The following is a 19136-nucleotide window of genomic DNA, read 5'->3' on the forward strand; positions in this document are numbered from 1 at the left end:
AAGGCCCGCCGCCGGGTCCGCTTCCTGGCCGAAGGCTTGCCTGCGCTTGCTGCAATAGGCTTGCCATCTTTAGGGGTATTCCCGGGTCGCCGCTTGATGACCGCATGGTCAGTAAGATCGCCGCTCTGCACAAGAGACACGCGTCGGGTGGACGGCCGAACGCGTGCGATCAGAAAGAAGGGAGGACTTCGCTCGGTTGTCGCGGAGGCCTCGATGCCTCATCACCTCATTTTCCTGGGTGCTCTCATGCGTGACCCTGTCGCCCCCTTTTCCCCTGTTCCCTCCCTGCGCGCCGCCGCGCTGCTGGCTGCCGTGTTCGCCGTCAGTGGCGTGCTCACGGCCTGCGGCGAACGTGCTGCGGCCCAGGGCGGGCCGCCGCAGGCGCCACCGGTGTCGGCAGCGCCCGCCGTGCAGAAGCCGATCGCCGACAGCGAGGAGTTCACCGGCCGTCTCGAGGCGCTGGAAACCGTGGACATCCGCCCGCGCATCGGCGGCACGATCGACCGCGTGCACTTCCGCGATGGTGCGACGGTCAAGAAGGGGGACTTGCTGTTCACGATCGATCCCCGCCCCTACCAGGCCGAAGTGGCCCGCGCGGAGTCGCAGCTGGCTGCGGCCCAGTCCCGTGCCGAACTGGCGAAGGCCGAGCTGGCGCGGGCGCAGCAACTGCTGGACGCAAAAGCCGTGTCGCGCCAGGAATTCGACCAGCTGAGCTCGGGGGCACGCACCAGCAACGCCGACATCAAGGCCGCCGAGGCGGCGCTGCGCGTCGCCCGGCTCAACGTCGAGTACACCGCGGTGCGGGCGCCAATCGCCGGGCACACTTCGCGCGCCGTCGTCACCGCCGGCAACCTGGTCGACGACAAGACGGTGCTGACGACGCTGGTCGCCACGCACAAGGTCTATGCCTACTTCGACGGCAGCGAACAGACCTTCCTGCGCCTGCGCAAGGCCAACGACGCCGCGCTGAACGTGAAGATGGGCCTGGCCGACGAAACCGGCTTCCCGCACACCGGCAAGGTCGACTTCATCGACAACCGCCTCAACACGCAGACCGGCGCGATCCGCATCCGCGCGGTGTTCGACAACGCCCGGGGCGAGTTCACGCCCGGCCTGTTCGCCCGGCTGCAGGTCGCGGGCAGCACGTCCTACCAAGCGGTGCTGACGCCCGAGCGCGCGATCGGCACCGATCAGAGCAAGAAGTTCGTGTTCGTGGTCGGCGCGAACAACGTCGCCGAGTTCCGCGAGGTCAAGCTCGGCGCGCTGATCGACGGCATGCGCGTGGTCACCGCCGGGCTCAAGCCGGGCGAGCTGGTGGTCGTCAGCGGCCTGCAGCGCGTGCGCCCCGGCGCACCGCTGGCGCCGCAAAAGCTCGAGGTCGACGCGCGCGGCATGCCGATCGAGAAGCCCGCCGCGCCGCCGCCGGGCGCCGGCGGCAAGGAGCCCGCCGACGGGGACAAGAAGGACGAGAAGAAGGCCGCCCTGCGCACACCGGTGACTGCCGACCGCGCGCGCACCACCTGATCCGGGAGCGGCCTCCATGAACCTGTCCCGTTTCTTCATCGACCGGCCGATCTTCGCGGCCGTGCTGTCGGTCTTCATCACGCTGATCGGCACGATCGCGGTCTTCAAGCTGCCGATCTCCGAGTACCCCGAGGTCGCGCCGCCGCAGGTGGTGGTGCGTGCGCAGTTCCCCGGCGCCAACCCGCGCGTGATCGCCGAGACGGTGGCGACACCGCTCGAGGAGCAGATCAACGGCATCGAGAACATGCTCTACATGGGCAGCCAGGCCTCGGCCGACGGTGCCCTGACACTGACGGTGAGCTTCAAGATCGGCACCAACCCCGAGGTGGCCGAGACCGCGGTGCAGAACCGTGTGAACCGCGCGCTGCCGCGCCTGCCCGACGTGGTGCGCCAGATCGGCGTGACCACCGAGAAGAGCTCGCCGAACCTGACCATGGTGGTGCACATGGTCTCGCCGGACAACAAGTACGACGCGCTCTACCTGCGCAACTACGCGACGCTCAACGTGCGCGACCCGCTGCTGCGCATCCAGGGCATGGGCTCGGTGCAGACCTTCGGCTCGGGCGACTATGCGATGCGCATCTGGCTCGACCCGCAGAAGCTGTCGGCGCGCAGCCTGACCTCGGCCGACGTGGTGCGTGCGATCCGCGAGCAGAACGCGCAGGTCGCGGCCGGCGTGGTGGGGGCGCCGCCCTCGCCGAACAACACCGAGTTCCAGCTCGCGATCAACACCCAGGGCCGGCTCGCGAGCGAGCAGGAATTCGGCGACGTGATCATCAAGGCCGACACCGCCGATGGTTCGGTGATCCGCGTCAAGGATGTCGGTCGTGTCGAGCTCGGGCCGAACACCTACGCACTCGGCTCGCTGCTGAACAACAAGGAAGCCGCCGCGCTCGGGATCTTCCAGGCGCCCAACTCGAACGCGCTGCAGTTGTCGAACGACGTGCGCACGACGATGGAGCGGCTCAAGGCCGACTTCCCGCCCGGCGTCGACTACGCCATCGTCTACGACCCGACGCGCTTCGTCGCCACCTCGATCGAGAAGGTGATCCACACGCTGATCGAGGCGATCGCGCTGGTGGTGCTGGTGGTCATCATCTTCCTGCAAACTTGGCGCGCCTCGATCATCCCGTTGCTGGCGGTGCCGGTGTCCATCGTCGGCACCTTCGCGGTGCTGCTGGCGCTGGGCTTCTCGATCAACACGCTGACGCTGTTCGGCCTGGTGCTGGCGATCGGCATCGTGGTCGATGACGCGATCGTGGTGGTCGAGAACGTGGAACGCAACATCGAGGCGGGACTGAGTCCGCGCGATGCGAGCGTGAAGGCCATGCAGGAGGTGTCGGGCCCGATCATCGCGATCGGCCTGGTGCTGTGCGCGGTGTTCGTGCCGCTGGCCTTCGTGTCCGGGCTGTCCGGGCAGTTTTACAAGCAGTTCGCGGTGACGATCGCCATCTCGACGGTGATCTCGGCCTTCAACTCGCTGACGCTGTCGCCGGCGCTGAGCGCGATCCTGCTGCGGCCGCACGACGCACCGAAGGACGCGCTGACGCGCGGCATGGACAAGCTCTTCGGCCGCTTCTTCCGCTGGTTCGACCGCTTCTTCCATCGCAATGCCGACCGCTACAGCCGCGGCGTCACCGGCGTCGTCGTCAAGCGCAAGTCGATCGCGCTGGTGGTCTATGCGGTGCTGCTGGTCGCCACGGTGCTGCTGTTCCGGCTGGTCCCGCCGGGCTTCGTGCCGCAGCAGGACAAGCAGTACCTGATCGGCATCGCGCAGCTGCCCGACGGTGCCAGCCTGGAGCGCACCACCAGGGTCATCCGGCAGATGAGCGACATCGCGCTGTCGGTGCCGGGCGTGAAGAACTCGGTGGCCTTCCCCGGCCTGTCGATCAACGGCTTCACCGCGGCGCCGAACTCGGGCATCGTGTTCTTCGCCCTGGACGAGTTCGAGAACCGCACCGCGCCCGAGCGGCGCGCCGACGCGATCGTCGGGCAGGTCAACATGCGGCTGGGCGCGATCCAGGACGCCTTCATGTTCGTGCTGTCGCCGCCGCCGGTCAGTGGCCTGGGCAACGCCGGCGGCTTCAAGCTGCAGTTGCAGGACCGCGACTCGCTCGGCGAGGGCGCGCTCAACGGTGTGGTGCAGCAGCTGATGGGCCGCGTCTACGGCAACCCGCAGAGCACGATCACGCAGGCCTTCTCGAACTACCAGATCAACGTGCCGCAGCTGTTCGCCAACGTCGACCGCACCAAGGCCAAGCAGATGGGGGTCAGCCTCAGCGACATCTACGAGACGATGCAGACCTACCTGGGTTCGCTGTACGTCAACGACTTCAACCGCTTCGGCAAGACCTACCAGGTGATCGTGCAGGCCGATGCCGGCCACCGCGCCAAGGCCGAGGACATCGGCGCACTGAAGATCCGCAACGGGCGCGGCGAAATGCTGCCGCTGTCGGCGGTGATGAACATCGAGCCGACCTTCGGGCCGGGCTCGGTGGGCCGCTACAACGGCTTCTACACGGCCGACTTCAACGGCGCGGCCAAGCCCGGCTTCAGCTCGGGCGAGGCGCAGGCCGAGATGGAGAAGATCCTGAAGGAGACGCTGCCGCGCGGCATCGGCTACGAGTGGACCGAGCTGGTCTACCAGGAGAAGATCGCCGGCAACACCATGATCTACATCTTCCCGCTGTGCGTGCTGCTGGTCTTCCTGGTGCTCGCGGCCACGTATGAAAGCACGACCCTGCCGCTGGCCATCATCCTGATCGTGCCGATGTGCATCCTGAGCGCGATCACCGGCGTGTGGCTCAGCGGCTTCCTGGGCCAGCCGGCCGACAACAACATCTTCACGCAGATCGCCTTCGTGGTGCTGGTGGGCCTGGCGTGCAAGAACGCGATCCTGATCGTCGAGTTCGCCCGCGAGCTCGAGGACCACGGCCGCACCGCCGTCAGGGCGGTGGTCGAGGCCTGCCGCATGCGGCTGCGCCCGATCCTGATGACCTCGATCGCCTTCATCGCCGGCGTGACCCCGCTGGTGCTGTCCAGCGGCGCAGGCGCGGAAATGCGCAAGGCGATGGGTATCGCCGTCGCCAGCGGCATGCTCGGCGTCACCGTGTTCGGCCTGTTCCTGACCCCGGTGTTCTACGTGCTGCTGCGCAAGCTGGCGCCGCAGAAGCACCTGCCCACCGCCCATGCCGCACCGCTGAAGGTGCGCGCCCAGACGGGAGACGACCATGCGTGACCTCTCGCTGCCGCGCCGCGGCCGCCTCGGCCTGCTGGCCAGCGCCGCCCTGCTCGCCACGGGCTGCGCCGTCGGCCCGAACTACGAGCGGCCGGCGATCGCCGTGGACGCCGGCTTCGTCAACGCCGGCGCCTCGGCCAGCAACACCCAGCCGGTGTCGGCCGACATTGCCAACTTCTGGCGCGGCTTCGGCGACCCTTTGCTGAGCACCCTGGTCGAGCATGCGCTGGCCGCCAACGGCGACGTGCGCATCGCCCAGGCGCGGCTGCAGGAGGCACGCGCCAACCAGGGCGAGGCCGATGCGGCGGCGCGGCCGGGCTTCGGTATCGACAGCGGCGTCACGCGCTCGGTCCGGCCGATCACGCAGCAGCCCGGCGCCTCGCGCAGCGAGCGCACCGGCACCACCTACGACGCCAGCTTCATCGCCAACTGGGAGCTCGACTTCTTCGGCCGCTACCGCCGCGGCAGCGAGGCCGCGGCGGCGCTGGTCGAGGCAGGTGAGGCCGGGCTCGGCGCAGCCCACACGTCGGTGGCGGCCGAAGTGGCCCGCAACTACCTCGAGCTGCGCGGCCTGCAGCAGCGCCGACAGGTGACCGAGGACGCGCTGATCAACCAGCGCGAGGCGCTGCGCATCACCCAGGCACGGCTCGACGCCGGTCGCGGCACGCAGCTCGACCTGGCGCGCGCGAGCACGCTGGTCGCCAGCACCGAGGCGGCGCTGCCCGCGCTGCAGGCCTCCGTCGAACGCGCGGTGTTCCGGCTCGCCACGCTGACTGCCCAGCCGCCGCGCGCGCTCCTGGACCAGCTCGCCGCACCGGCACCGCTGCCCGGACTGCCGGTCACGGACCTGTCCGCACTGCCACTGGGCACGCCCGCGCAGTGGTTGCAGCGCCGGGCTGACGTGATCGTCGCCGAGCGTCAGCTCGCGGCCGCCACGGCGAAGATCGGCATCGCGAAGTCGGACCTGTTCCCGCGTGTCTCGCTGTCGGGCCTGCTCGGGCTCAACGCGGCCACGTTCGGCAACCTCGGCAAGAGCGAGTCGGCGATCTATTCACTCGGCGTCGGACTGACCTGGACACCGCTCGATCTGGGGCAGATCCGCTCGCGCATCGCTGCCAGCGAAGCCCGCACGCAGCAGAGCCTCGCGAGCTACGAGCAGACGGTCGCAGTGGCGCTCGAGGAGACCGAGGGCGCCTTCAGCGGGTTCACCCGCAACGCGCAGCGCGCCGAGAAGCTGGACGTGGCGGTGCGCAGCGCCGAGGAGGCCTCGCACCTGGCACGGTTGCGCTACGAGGCGGGAGTGACCGATTTCCTCGCCGTGCTCGACGCCGAACGCGAGGCGCTGTCCAACCGCGATCAGTGGGTGCAGGCCCAGGTCGGCACGGCCACGGCACTGGTCAGCGTCTACCGTGCGCTGGGCGGCGGCTGGAGCGCGCCCGCCGCAGCGGCGCCCATTGCGGTCAGCAGCAACGTGCGCTGAAAGCGACGCGGCCTCGCCGGGGTGTGCACCCTGGCGAGGCCGTAGACCCCTCTCACCCCAGCCCTCTCCCCGTGACCGGCGGAGAGGGAGCGAGCCCGATCAACTCAAGCCGCGCGCTTGCGCTCCTCGGGGTAGACCAGCGACAACAGCTGGCCCGGGATGGTGGCGACCTGCTCGGCGTTCAGCGAGTAGTCGAGCGTGAGCCGCATGTACTCGTAGCTCTTCATCACCCGCGAGCGGATCAGCGAGATGCCACGGTGCGTCGGGTCCGTGCCCATGATGGCGCAGATGATCTCGAGCGCTTCCCAGGGGTGGGTGTCGTCATACTTGGCGTGCAGCTTGAGCCACTTCATGGCCTTGCCGCGCACCTCGAGCGGGAAGTTGCTCTCGTAGACGTCGGACGAACAGACCAGCGCCGACCAGTCACCGGTCACGCCTTCGATCGCGTAGTTGGTCGCGGCCATCGCCGCCGCCAGCGTGTCGCGCTCGCAGGTGTGCCAGCACCAGTGCGACAGCGCATGCGTCTCGGTCGGCACCTCACCGTACAGCAGCTCGTCGCGGCTCACGCCGCTGGCGATGGCCCACTCGACCCAGTGATCGGCGTGGTTCTGCTCGACGCGGATGTTGCGGATCAGGTAGCGCCGCGCGAGGTCGTGACCGCGGGCACGGCCGTACTGCAGCTTCAGCAGGTTCTGCGCCATGTACTGCGGAAACTGCTCGATCACCGGCCACACGCCGACCAGGAAGGTGCTGATCTGGTTCGCGTCGAGCTCGTTGTCGCGCATGCGATGGAAGAGCTCGTGCGACGCCACGCGTGCACGCGTCTCGGCGCAGCTCTCGACCAGGTCTTGTGCCCACGCCGGATAGCTGCGGATGTCGGTCAGCTCCCCTTCTCGAATGAAGTCATCGCTCACGAATGCGCTCCTCGTCTTGGTTAGGTTGAACAAGTCACCGCCGTCCCGTCGGCGTCGCTTGCACGATCGGGACAATACGCGAAATCGGTGACGGTGCGTGCATTGCTTCACAACGGGATGCAACATCCGCGCCACACTCGCCGTTGCCGGGCCGCGTTCCCGGCTAGCCGCGGACGGGTGCTTCGAGGCGCGCCGCAGGCGTGGTGACCGAGGGAAAACGACGAGCCTGCGTACCCGTTCGCAGCGTCCGCTGCGGGTCGCGCTCCGGGCCGCCGCAGGCCACGGGAACAATGGGCCGGCCGCTCGTCGCGCCAGCGCTCAGGCGCGTTCGAACTTGAACAGCGCGGTGCCGGCCATCAGGTTGGGCCAGCGCCGCACCGCGCGCCCGTTCTGCAGCCCGAAGCTGTCGAGCACGCGCAGGCCGTTCTTGTGCGCCAGCACCTCGAAGTCCGCGAAGGTGCCGACACGGATGTTGGGCGTGTCGTACCACTGGTAAGGCAGCACCTTGGTCACCGGCATGCGGCCGCGCAGCACCGACACGCGGTTCGGCCAGTGCGCGAAGTTCGGGAAACTGACGATGCCGAGCCGGCCCACGCGCACCGTTTCGATCAGCATCGCCTCGGTGTTGCGCAGGTTCTGCAGCGTGTCGAGCTGCAGCACCACGTCGAAGGCCTGGTCGGCGAAGATGGCCAGCCCCTCGTCGAGGTTGCGCTGGATCACGTTGACGCCGCGCTGCACGCAGTCGTGCACCTTGGCGTCGTCGAGCTCGACGCCGTAGCCGCTGCAGCCGCGGGTGTCGCGCAGCAGCGCCAGCAGCGCGCCGTTGCCGCAGCCGAGGTCGAGCACGCGCGCGCCCTGCGGCACGAGCTGCGCGATCAGCTCCAGGTCCTTCCGCTCGCTCATACCGCGAACCTCCTGATCCCGCCCGCCGGTGCGACGGCTTCGTCGGCGATGCGGGCGAAGTAGGCGCGCAGCACGTTGTGATAGCGCGGGTCGGTCATCAGGAAGGCGTCGTGGCCGTGCGGCGCGTCGATCTCGGCGTAGCTCACGTCGCGCCGGTTGTCGACCAGCGCCTTGACGATCTCGCGCGAGCGCTCGGGCGAGAAGCGCCAGTCGGTGGTGAAGCTGACCACCAGGAACTTCGCCGTGGCGCCGGCCAGCGCGCGGCTCAGGTCGCCGTCGAACTCGCGCGCCGGGTCGAAGTAGTCGAGCGCGCGCGTGATCAGCAGGTAGGTGTTGGCGTCGAAGTACTCGCTGAACTTGTCGCCCTGGTAGCGCAGGTAGCTCTCGATCTGGAACTCGATGTCCTGCGTGCTGTAGGCGAGCTCGGGGTTCAGCGTCTGGCGGCCGAACTTGCTCGCCATCACGTCGTCGCTCAGGTAGGTGATGTGGCCGACCATGCGCGCCACGCGCAGGCCGCGCTTGGGCACCACGCCGTGGGCGTAGTAGTGACCGCCGTGGAAGTCGGGGTCGGTGACGATGGAGCGCCGCGCCACCTCGTTGAAGGCGATGTTCTGGGCCGACAGGTTGGGCGCCGAGGCCACCACGATGGCGTGCCGCACGCGCCGCGGATGGCGCAGCGTCCAGCTCATCGCCTGCATGCCGCCCAGGCTGCCGCCGATCACGGCGGCCAGTTGCTCGATGCCCAGCGCGTCGAGCAGCCGGGCCTGGGCGTCGACCCAGTCCTCGACGGTGACGACCGGAAAGTCCGCGCCATAGGGCCGGCCGGTCTTCGGGTCGATCGACGCCGGCCCGGTCGAGCCGAAGCACGAGCCCGGGTTGTTGACGCCGATGACGAAGAAGCGCTCGGTGTCCAGCGGCTTGCCGGGACCGACCAGGTTGTCCCACCAGCCTTCGCTCCGGTCCTGGCCCTCGTAGCGGCCGGCCACGTGGTGCGAGGCATTGAGCGCGTGGCACACCAGCACCGCGTTGCTGCGCTGCGCATTCAGCGTGCCGTAGGTCTCGTAGACCAGCGTGCAGTCGTCGAGCACGGCGCCGCTGCGCAGCGGCAGTGGGGCGCTCAGGCGCAAGGACTGTGGAGTGACGATGCCGACCGAAGCCATCCCGTTGTTCAACCCAAGAAAAAACCAACCCGGCGTCGCTGCGCTAGCGAGGCCGGGTGACGGTGAACGGTCGAAGGCCCCTCTTTAGCTGCATTTGTTGAGCGCCCGCAATCCGGATCAAATCGGCGCTGTGGGCGAAGTATAGCGAGGCCGGTCGCCGGTTGGCCGGACGTCGTTCTGTCGATGGACAGGCGCTTCGCGACGGGTGCTACGGGGTTGGGCGAGCAAAGCCGGTGTCGGGCTGGCCGGCTCCGTTCGGGGAATTCTTACTCACTCCGCCGGCCAGCCCGACACCGGCTTTGCAAGCACCGGCGGAGCTGATCGAACGAACCCGCATTGCAGTGCCCCGAACTGCACCGGCCCAGCCGGAAGCGGGGTCGCCGACGGAGTGAATAAGAATTGGCTGAACGGAGTCGGCGACCCCGCTTCCGGCTGCGAGCAACAAAGAGGGTTCTCGCAGGGCCGCATGAATTCGATCGCAAGGCACACCGAGCACGCGGGAAGGATTCCTAGTCCCCACCCCACTGCGTGCTCGCCAGCGCCGCCGCCGCCGCGCGCGTCTCGACGCCCAGCTTCTCGAAGATGTGCTCGAGGTGCTTGTTCACGGTGCGCGGGCTCACGCCGAGGATGTCGCCGATGTCGCGGTTGGTCTTGCCCTTGGCCAGCCAGGACAGCACCTCGGTCTCGCGCGGCGTCAGTGCTGCCGCGCTCAGGCGCGACGGCGTCGCGGCGGCGCCGGCGCCGTCGCTGCGCTGCACCTCGAGCAGCCACATGGTCTCGCCGAGGCCTGCAGCGCCGAGGCTGCTCAGCACCAACTGCTGCGCCGGCGGCCCCGGCAGTTCGAACACGCACTGCGTGCCCGCGTCGGCCGCGGCGATCACGTCGTCCGGATGCTCGGGGCCACGGGCCGCGAGCCAGCGGGCGGCTTGCGGCGAGCGCCAGGCGATGCGGCCCTGCGCGTCGACCAGCAGCACACCGAGCCCGGCCACGTCGACCGCCTCGCGCGCGAGCCGCGTGATGCGCGCATTGCGGGCGTGCGTGTGCAGCCGCGCCAGCACCTCGGGCGCGCGGAGGGGCTTGACCACGTAGTCGACGCCGCCGCTCGCGAAGCCCTCGACCACGTGCGCCGTCTCCGACAGACCGGTCATGAAGATCACCGGGATGTGCATCAGCGCCGCGTCGGCCTTGATCGCGCGGCAGGTCTCGAAGCCCGACAGGCCGGGCATCACCGCATCGAGCAGGATCACGTCGGGCGCCACCAGGTGCAGCCGCTGCAGTGCCGCCTCGCCGTCGCGCGCGATCAGCACCGTGTAGCCGGCCTCCTCCAGCGTGTCGCACAGCATGCCCAGGCTGCTGGGCGCGTCGTCGACCACCAGCACGACGGGGCGCGCCGCCCCGGACGGGTCAGGCGGGCTGGCCATCGACCGCCTCCGTCAAGCAGGCTTGCAGGCCTTCGAGATCGAAGCCCGTGATGTAGGCCCGCAGCCGGGCGCAGGCCGCCCCATGCCGCGAGTCCTCGGCCTCGATCGCGTCGAGCCGGCGCCGCAGGCCGTGCACATGGCCGATGCGCGCCAGCCGCAGCAGGTCGGCACGCGCTTCGTCCGGCAACGCCGCCACGGTCGCCGGCGCCTCCCGGGGCAACGGCAGGGCCGGCGCGTGCGCGGCAATCCACTCGATGCCGAGGTGGCGCTGCAGCGTCGCGATCAGCTCCGACTCGATGACCGGCTTGCCGATGAAGGCCTGGCATTGCGCAGCCAGCAGGCGCTCGGGCTGGTTCTCGAACATGTTGGCCGAGACGATCAGGATCGGCAGCGTGTAGCCGGCGTCGCGCACCAGCCGTGCGGTCTGCCAGCCGTCGAGGTAGTCCATGGTGATGTCGAGCAGGATCGCGTCGGGCACCGTCTCGCGCAGGCTGTCGAGGCACTCGCTGCCGCTGGCCGCCTCGCGCAGCACGAAGCCCAGCGGCGCCAGCATGCCGGCCAGCATCTGGCGCTGCACCGGCTGGTCGTCGACCACCAGCAACGTGCGCCGCCGGCCCTGGTAGCCGCTCACCTGGCGCGGCGCCTCGGCCTGCGGCCCGGGATCGGTGACCTCGCGCAGGTACAGGCGCACGCTGAAGGTGCTGCCGCGGCCTGCCTCGCTGGCCAGGCTCAGCTCGCCGCCCATCAGCGAGGTCAGCAGCGCGGTGATGGTGAGGCCCAGGCCGGTGCCCGGCTCGCCGCGGCGGCGCCCGGCCGCGCCGCGCTCGAAGGGCATGAAGATGCGCTGCTGGTCCTGAGGCGCGATGCCGATGCCGGTGTCGATCACGTCGAAGCGCACCACCTCGCGCCGGCAATCGACGTGCAGCGTCACCGTGCCCTCGTCGGTGAAGCGCACCGCGTTGCTCAACAGGTTGATCAGGATCTGCCGCAGCCGCTTGGCGTCGGCATGCACCCAGGCCGGCATGCGGCCGCTGTGGGTGTAGGCGAAGGCCAGGCGCTTGGCCTGCGCCTGCGGCTGCACCATGCGCACCAGCTCGTCCATGAAGGCCGGCAGCGGCAGCGCGGCGGGCTCCAGCCGCAGCCGGCCGGCCTCGATGCGGGCCAGGTCCAGCAGGCCGTCGATCAGCCCCATCAGGTGCTCGCCGCTGCGCCGGATGGTGTGCACCGCCTCGCGCGGTGCCGCGCTCAGCACGCCGTCCTTCAGCAGGATCTGCGCATAGCCCAGGATGCTGTTGAGCGGCGTGCGCAGCTCGTGCGTCATGCCGGCCACGTAGCGCGTCTTGGCCTGGTTGGCGGACTCGGCCACCTCCTTGGCCGCCTGCAGCGCCGCGTCGGTGCGCTGGTGGGCCTCGATCTCGCGCGTCAGCAGCTGGTTCTGGCGGTTCGACTCCTCCTGCGCCATGTGGCGGCTTTCGCTGCCCAGCACCATCCACCACGCGCCCACGGCCGCCACCAGCGCGAGCAGCGCGAACACCTTCAGGAACGGGCCCTGCAGCACCAGGCCCTGCACGCCGCGCAGCGTGCTCTCCTGGTCGTAGACCACGCCGAAGATCACCGCCAGCAAGGCCAGCAGCGACACCACCGTGACCAGGTAGTGCGCGACGCGCGAGTTCACGTGCGAGGCCAGCGCGGCCGGCAGCACCACGCTCAGCGCCGCGCCGACCTGCTCGGCCGCGCGCGAGCCGCTCTTGCAGCGGTCGTGGCAGCGCGAGTCGAGCGTGCAGCACAGCGAGCAGATCGGTGCTTCGTAGGCCGGGCAGAAGGCCATGTCCTCGGATTCGAAGCGGTTGTCGCACACCGAGCAGGCCACCACCTGGCCCGGCGCCCATTCGCTGCGGCTCGCGCGCGCCAGGTAGTAGCGCCCGCGCGTGAGCCAGGCCAGCAGCGGCGAGACCGCCATCGCCGTGAGCAGCGCGATGAAGGGCGCGAAGGCCTCGGCCGCCGGCCCCAGCAGGCCCGAGTAGGCGACGATCGCCAGCGTCGCCGCGACCAGCATCGCGCCCAGGCCCACCGGGTTGATGTCGTAGAGGTGGGCGCGCTTGAATTCGATGTGCTTCGGGCTCCAGCCCAGCGGCTTGTTGATCACCAGGTCGGCCACCAGCGCCCCCACCCAGGCGATCGCCACGTTGCTGTACAGGCCGAGCACGCGCTCCAGCGCCTCGAACACGCCCAGCGTCATCAGCAGCACCGCGATCAGCACATTGAACACCAGCCAGACCACGCGGCCCGGGTGGCTGTGCGTGAGCCGGCCGAAGAAGTTGGACCACGCCAGCGAGCCGGCGTAGGCGTTGGTCACGTTGATCTTGACCTGCGACACGACGACGAACACCGTGGTGGCCAGCAGCACCCAGGCCGGGTCGTCGAACACGTAGGAAAAACCGGCCAGGTACATCTGCGTCGGCTCGACCGCCTTGTCGGTGGGGATCTGGTGCTGCAGCGCGATGAAGGCGAGGAAGGCGCCGCCCAGCATCTTGATCGCGCCCGGCACGATCCAGCCCGGCCCGGCCACCAGCACCGCGGTCCACCAGCGCACGCGGTTCTTCTTCGTCTTCTCCGGCAGGAAGCGCAGGTAGTCGACCTGCTCGCCGATCTGCACCACCAGCGAGAACGCCACCGTGGCCGCCGCACCGAACATGAGCCAGCCGAAGCCGCTGCTGCCCGAGCTGCGCCCGGCCAGGCCGGTGAAGTCGGCGAAGGCCTCGGGGTTCTTCAGCAGGATCGCCACGTAGGGGCAGACGAACAGCGCGATCCACACCGGCTGCGTCCACAGCTGCAGCCGCGAGATCAGCGTGATGCCATGCATCACCAGCGGCACGATGCCCAGCGACGACAGCAAATAGCACAGCGCCAGCGGCCAGTCGAAGTACATCTGCAGCGCCAGCGCCAGGATGGCGGCCTCGAGCGCGAAGAAGATGAAGGTGAAGCTGGCGTAGATCAGCGAGGTGAGCGTCGAGCCGAGGTAGCCGAAGCCGGCGCCGCGCGTCAGCAGGTCCATGTCGACGCCGTACTTGGCGGCGTAGTAGCTGATCGGCAGGCCGGTGAAGAAGGTCACCACGCACACCACCAGGATCGCCCACAGCGCATTCGAGAAGCCGTAGTTCAGCGCCACCGACGCGCCGATGGCCTCCAGCGCGAGGAAGGAGGTGGCGCCGAAGGCGGTGTTGCCGACCCGCCACTCGGACCACTTGCGGAAGCTGCGCGGCGTGAAGCGCAGCGCGTAGTCCTCCATCGACTCGTCGGCCACCCAGGCGTTGTAGTCGCGGCGGATGCGAAATATTTTCTGCGTAGCGATCGACACGTTCGATGTCCCGTTTCCTCCCCGTGCTGGTGCAAGAAGCGCGCCGCCCCGCGCCGGGGCACTGTTTGCGGGCTCCACGCCGCATTCGCGAGCTACGTCGATTGACGTATTCGGCCGGCGCACGCTTGTCCGCACCATCACTTCCGTCGCGGCAGCTTTGCCCCCTGTCGCACTTCCCACCCACCGTTCGCAGGAGCCGCTAGCCATGTCCAACGATCGTGACGACACCCCGTTCTCCATCGACCGCCGCCGCCTGCTCCAGGGCCTCGGCGCCCTGCCGCTGGCCGGCATGCCCGCCTGGGCGCTGGCCGAGCAGTACCCCACCGCCAAGGTCAACACCACCAAGCTGGCCGTCACCGACACCGAGGTCATCGTCGGCCAGCTGCATTCGAAGACCGGCACCATGGCGATCTCGGAGACCGGCTCGATCCAGGCCGAGCAGCTCGCGATCGACCAGATCAATGCAATGGGCGGCATCCTCGGCCGCAAGATCAAGGTGATCTCGGAAGACGGCGCCTCCGACTGGCCGAACTTCGCCGAGAAGAGCAAGAAGCTGCTCGTCAACGACCGCGTCGCCACCGTGTTCGGCTGCTGGACCTCGGCCTCGCGCAAGGCCGTGCTGCCGGTGTTCGAGAAGGAGAACGGCCTGCTGTACTACCCGACCTTCTACGAAGGCCTGGAGCAGAGCAAGAACGTCATCTACACCGGCCAGGAAGCCACCCAGCAGATCATCTGGGGCCTGGACTGGGGCGCGAAGGAGAAGAAGGCCAAGACCTTCTTCCTGGTCGGCTCCGACTACATCTGGCCGCGCACCTCGATGAAGATCGCGCGCAAGCACATCGAGAACTTCCAGAAGGGCACGGTCAAGGGCGAGGAGTACTACCCGCTGGGCCACACCAACTTCAACTCGCTCATCAACAAGATCAAGGTCGCCAAGCCCGACTGCATCTTCGCCGCGGTGGTGGGCGGCTCGAACGTGGCCTTCTACAAGCAGCTCAAGGCCGCCGGCATCACCGGCGACAAGCAGTTCCTGCTGACGCTGGCCGTCACGGAAGACGAGATGACCGGCGTGGGCGGCGAGAACTTCGCCGGCTTCTACTCGTCGATGAAGTACTTCCAGTCGCTGTCGAACGACAACAACAAGAAGTTCGTCGAGGCCTTCAAGGCCAAGTACGGCAAGGACGCCGTGATCGGCGACGTGACGCAGGCCGGCTACCTGGGCCCGTGGCTGTGGAAGGCCGCGGTCGAGAAGGCCGGCAGCTTCGACGTCGACAAAGTGGTCGCCGCATCGCCCGGCATCGAACTCAAGACCGCGCCCGAAGGCTACGTGAAGCTCGATGCCAACCACCATCTGTGGAGCAAGGCACGCATCGGCCAGGGCCAGCCGGACGCCACCTTCAAGGTGGTGGCCGAGTCGCCGGAGCTGATCAAGCCCGATCCTTTCCCCAAGGGATATCAATAAGAGGCAGAGCCCTCACCCCTGCCCTCTCCCGCCCGCGGGAGAGGGGGCCGCAGACGCAAACACCAGGAAGCCGCGATGACCTTCTCCGACATGATGAACATCGGCCTGATGCAGGGCTTCGCGGGCCTGAGCCTGTTCGCGGTGCTGCTGCTGATGGGGCTGGGCCTGGCCATCATCTTCGGCCAGATGGGCGTCATCAACATGGCGCACGGCGAGTTCATGACGATCGGCGCCTACACCATCTTCCTCGGCTCGACGCTGACCGAGAAGATCGCGCCGAACCTGATGCCGTACTACTTCCCGCTCGCCATCGTGCTGGCCTTCGTGTTCGCCTTCATCGTCGGCTGGGGAGTCGAGTGGGGCCTGATCCGCCACCTGTACAAGCGCCCGCTCGACACCCTGCTCGCCACCTGGGGCGTGAGCCTGGGCCTGCAGCAGATCTTCCGCACCTTCATCGGCCCGAAGGAAGTGAGCCCGACGCTGCCCGACTGGCTGCTCGGTTCCTGGGCGCCGCACGAGGGGCTGGACATCCCGATCAACGGCATGTTCGTGCTGGGCCTGACCGCGCTGGTCACCACGCTGGTGCTGATCGCGCTCTACAAGAGCCGCTGGGGCCTGCGCGTGCGCGCCACCGTCAGCAACCGCACGATGGCCAACGCGATCGGCATCAACACGATGAAGACCGACCGCCTGACCTTCGCGATCGGCTGCGGCATCGCCGGCGTGGCCGGTGCGGCCTTCACGACCATCGGCTCCACCGGCCCGACCTCCGGCTCGCTCTACATCGTCGACGCCTTCCTGGTGGTCACCTTCGGCGGCGCGGCCAGCCTGTTCGGCACCGTGGTCTCGGCCTTCGGCATCGCGCAGACGCAGTCGATCTCCGAGTTCTTCATGACCGGCTCGATGGCCAAGGTGCTGACGCTGTCGCTGATCGTGCTGATCCTGATGTTCCGCCCGCAAGGCCTGTTCGCCGTCAAGGTCCGGCGCTGACACCGTTTTCCGACGCAGAGGACCCCTTCCCATGAAATCGCTGCTCGCGTGGTCTAAGAAATCGGGGCTCGGCAGCCTGTTGCTGCTGATCCTGCTGCTCGCGGTCGTGCTGCCGCTCACGCTGGACATCTTCCGCCTCAACCTGGTCGGCAAGTACCTCACCTATGCCTTCGTCGCGGTCGGCCTGGTGATGGTGTGGGGCTACGGCGGCGTGCTGAGCCTGGGCCAGGGCGTGTTCTTCGGCCTCGGCGGCTACGCGATGGCGATGTTCCTGAAGCTCGAGGCCTCCGACCCGGTGACCACCAAGATCCAGACCACGCCGGGCATCCCGGACTTCATGGACTGGAACCAGATCACCGAACTGCCGCTGATGTGGCTGCCGTTCAAGAGCCTGCCGCTGAGCCTGATCCTGGTGATCGCGGTGCCCACGCTGCTGGCCTGGATCATCAGCTTCGCGATGTTCAAGCGCCGTGTCGGCGGGGTGTACTTCGCGATCATCACGCAGGCGGTCGCGCTGATCCTCACGGTGCTGATCATCGGCCAGCAGGGCTACACCGGCGGCGTCAATGGCATGACCGACCTGAAGACCGTGCTGGGCTGGGACACGCGCACCGACAGCGCCAAGTACATCCTCTACTACCTCTGCGTGGCGCTGCTGGCGGCCAGCATCCTGCTGTGCCGCTGGATCCAGACCAGCAAGCTCGGCACCCTGCTGCTGGCGATGCGCGACAAGGAAGACCGGGTGCGCTTCTCCGGCTACGACGTCGCCAACTTCAAGATCTTCACCTTCTGCCTGGCGGCGGCGCTGTCGGGCATCGGCGGCGCGCTGTTCTCGCTGCAGGTCGGCTTCATGTCGCCCAGCTTCGTCGGCATCGTGCCGTCGATCGAGATGGTGATCTACGCCGCGGTCGGCGGGCGCATGAGCCTGGTCGGCGCGGTCTACGGCACGCTGCTGGTCAATGCCGGCAAGACCTTCTTCTCGGAGAGCTTCCCCGACCTGTGGCTGTTCCTGATGGCCGCGCTGTTCATCGGCGTGACGCTGGCCTTCCCGATGGGGCTGGCCGGCCTGTGGGAGAGCCAGGTGAAGCCGTGGTGGATCCGGCGCCAGGCGGCGCGCCGCGAGCCCTCACCCCCCGCCCTCTCCCGCAAGCGGGAGAAGGAGCCGCAGGGGCACGGATCGCCCCCTCTCCCGCTTGCGGGAGAGGGCTGGGGTGAGGGCGTGCGGGAAGGTGCACGATGAGCAATACCGACTTCGCGCTGGCAGTCGAGGACTTGACGGTCTCCTTCGACGGCTTCAAGGCCATCGACAAACTCGCGCTCTACATCGACAAGAACGAGCTGCGCGTGATCATCGGCCCGAACGGCGCCGGCAAGACCACGCTGCTCGACCTGATCTGCGGCAAGACCAAGGCGAGCCACGGCAGCATCAAGTTCATGAACACCGAGCTCACCCGGATGGCCGAGCACAAGCGCGTGCGCCTGGGCATCGGCCGCAAGTTCCAGACGCCGTCGATCTACGAGAACCTGTCGGTGTTCAAGAACCTCGAGGTGTCCTTCCCGAAGGGCCGCTCGGTCACCGGGGCGCTGTTCTTCAAGTGCGACGACACGGTGAAGGCGCGCGTGCAGGGGGTGGCCGAGGAGATCGGCCTCGCCGCGCTGCTGGAGACCGAGGCCGGCCTGCTGAGCCACGGCCAGAAGCAGTGGCTCGAGATCGGCATGCTGCTGATGCAGGAGCCCGAGCTGCTGATGCTCGACGAGCCGATCGCCGGCATGAGCGCGCGCGAGCGCGAGCTCACCGCCGAGCTGCTGCAGCGCATCTGCAAGAACCGCGCGGTGATCGTGATCGAGCACGACATGGATTTCGTCAAGCAGATCGCCCACAAGGTGACCGTGATGCACCAGGGAAAGATCCTCGCCGAGGGCTCGATGGACAAGGTGCAGAACGACCCCAAGGTCATCGACGTGTATTTGGGTCATTGAGGAGTCCGCCATGCTGAATGTGACCAACCTGCACGTCGCCTACGGCCAGAGCGAGGCCCTGCACGGCATCGACTTCTCGGCCAAGAAGAACGAGACGGTCGCGATCATGGGCCGCAACGGCATGGGCAAGACCACGCTGTTCAAGTCGCTGATCGGCATCCTGCCGCTGAAGTCGGGAACGATCGAAATCGACGGCCAGGACGTCTCCAAGGACGAGAGCTACCGCCGCGTCGCCAAGGGCATCGCCTACGTGCCGCAGGGCCGCATGATCTTCCCGACGCTCTCCGTCGAGGAGAACATCCAGACCGGCCTGGAGAACGCCAGGCACAAGGAGATCCCGGAAGAGATCTTCGCGCTGTTCCCGGTGCTGTTCGACATGCGCCGCCGCAAGGGCGGCAACCTGTCGGGCGGCCAGCAGCAGCAGCTCGCGATCGCCCGCGCGCTGGTCACCAACCCCAAGGTGCTGCTGCTCGACGAGCCGACCGAAGGCATCCAGCCGTCGATCATCAAGGACATCGCGAAGGCGCTCAACGAGATCCGCAAGCTGCGCGAGATCACGATCGTGGTCTCCGAGCAGGTGCTGAGCTTCGCGATGGACGTGGCCGACCGGCTGTTCGTCATCGAGGGCGGCCGGCTCGTGCACGAGACCCCGCGCGCCAGCACCGACGTGGCCCACATCAAGCAGTACCTGTCGGTATGAGTCTGC

At 68.3% G+C, this 19136-nt stretch carries 13 protein-coding genes; 8 read left to right on the forward strand and 5 right to left on the reverse strand.

Annotation, left to right across the window (positions count from 1 at the left end; genetic code table 11):
- Positions 1–246 precede the first annotated feature (246 nt).
- From ACQY9S_RS15185 to ACQY9S_RS15195, 3 genes are read left to right on the forward strand one after another with little or no spacing between them, the layout of a single operon-like run.
- Positions 247–1524: an efflux RND transporter periplasmic adaptor subunit gene (locus tag ACQY9S_RS15185; RefSeq protein ID WP_428420691.1), complete on the forward strand. Its 1278-nt coding sequence runs from the start codon at positions 247–249 to the stop codon at positions 1522–1524.
- 16 nt (positions 1525–1540) lie between these two features.
- Positions 1541–4762 (forward strand): efflux RND transporter permease subunit, encoded by a 3222-nt coding sequence (locus ACQY9S_RS15190; protein WP_428420693.1) that lies wholly within the window; start codon positions 1541–1543, stop codon positions 4760–4762.
- Complete coding sequence (locus tag ACQY9S_RS15195) at positions 4755–6242, forward strand: efflux transporter outer membrane subunit (RefSeq protein ID WP_428420694.1); 1488 nt, start codon at positions 4755–4757, stop codon at positions 6240–6242. The genes ACQY9S_RS15190 and ACQY9S_RS15195 overlap by 8 nt, the downstream gene beginning before the upstream one ends.
- A 104-nt stretch (positions 6243–6346) precedes the next feature.
- On the opposite strand, the gene ACQY9S_RS15200 is transcribed toward ACQY9S_RS15195, so the two are convergent.
- The 5 genes from ACQY9S_RS15200 to ACQY9S_RS15220 form a co-directional block, all read right to left on the reverse strand.
- On the reverse strand, positions 6347–7156 hold the full coding sequence (locus ACQY9S_RS15200; protein WP_428420696.1) for a TenA family transcriptional regulator: 810 nt from the start codon (positions 7154–7156) through the stop codon (positions 6347–6349).
- 318 nt (positions 7157–7474) lie between these two features.
- Positions 7475–8059, reverse strand: coding sequence for a methionine biosynthesis protein MetW (gene metW / locus ACQY9S_RS15205; RefSeq protein ID WP_428420697.1), 585 nt, complete (start codon positions 8057–8059; stop codon positions 7475–7477).
- Entirely contained in the window at positions 8056–9219 is a 1164-nt protein-coding gene (gene metX, locus ACQY9S_RS15210) for a homoserine O-succinyltransferase MetX (RefSeq protein WP_428420698.1), read from the reverse strand. Before metX ends, metW begins: the two co-directional genes overlap by 4 nt.
- Before the next feature lie 509 nt (positions 9220–9728).
- Positions 9729–10640 (reverse strand): response regulator, encoded by a 912-nt coding sequence (locus ACQY9S_RS15215; RefSeq protein WP_428420700.1) that lies wholly within the window; start codon positions 10638–10640, stop codon positions 9729–9731.
- Complete coding sequence (locus tag ACQY9S_RS15220; RefSeq protein WP_428420701.1) at positions 10624–13998, reverse strand: hybrid sensor histidine kinase/response regulator; 3375 nt, start codon at positions 13996–13998, stop codon at positions 10624–10626. Before ACQY9S_RS15220 ends, ACQY9S_RS15215 begins: the two co-directional genes overlap by 17 nt.
- A 205-nt stretch (positions 13999–14203) precedes the next feature.
- Between ACQY9S_RS15220 and urtA the strand changes: the two genes are divergently transcribed.
- From urtA to urtE, 5 genes are all read left to right on the forward strand, one after another.
- Positions 14204–15460 carry an urea ABC transporter substrate-binding protein gene (urtA, locus tag ACQY9S_RS15225; RefSeq protein WP_428420703.1) on the forward strand — a complete coding sequence of 419 codons (1257 nt, stop codon included), beginning with the start codon at positions 14204–14206 and terminating at the stop codon, positions 15458–15460.
- A 75-nt stretch (positions 15461–15535) separates the two neighbouring features.
- Positions 15536–16450: an urea ABC transporter permease subunit UrtB gene (gene urtB / locus ACQY9S_RS15230; RefSeq protein WP_428420705.1), complete on the forward strand. Its 915-nt coding sequence runs from the start codon at positions 15536–15538 to the stop codon at positions 16448–16450.
- Positions 16451–16481: 31 nt separating this feature from the next.
- Positions 16482–17690 carry an urea ABC transporter permease subunit UrtC gene (urtC, locus tag ACQY9S_RS15235; protein ID WP_428420707.1) on the forward strand — a complete coding sequence of 403 codons (1209 nt, stop codon included), beginning with the start codon at positions 16482–16484 and terminating at the stop codon, positions 17688–17690.
- On the forward strand, positions 17687–18430 hold the full coding sequence (gene urtD, locus ACQY9S_RS15240; RefSeq protein WP_428420709.1) for an urea ABC transporter ATP-binding protein UrtD: 744 nt from the start codon (positions 17687–17689) through the stop codon (positions 18428–18430). The genes urtC and urtD overlap by 4 nt, the downstream gene beginning before the upstream one ends.
- A 10-nt stretch (positions 18431–18440) precedes the next feature.
- On the forward strand, positions 18441–19130 hold the full coding sequence (urtE, locus tag ACQY9S_RS15245) for an urea ABC transporter ATP-binding subunit UrtE (RefSeq protein WP_428420711.1): 690 nt from the start codon (positions 18441–18443) through the stop codon (positions 19128–19130).
- The last annotated feature ends 6 nt before the right edge of the window (positions 19131–19136 follow it).

The organism is Methylibium sp., from assembly GCF_965279545.1.
Classification (GTDB): domain Bacteria; phylum Pseudomonadota; class Gammaproteobacteria; order Burkholderiales; family Burkholderiaceae_C; genus Methylibium.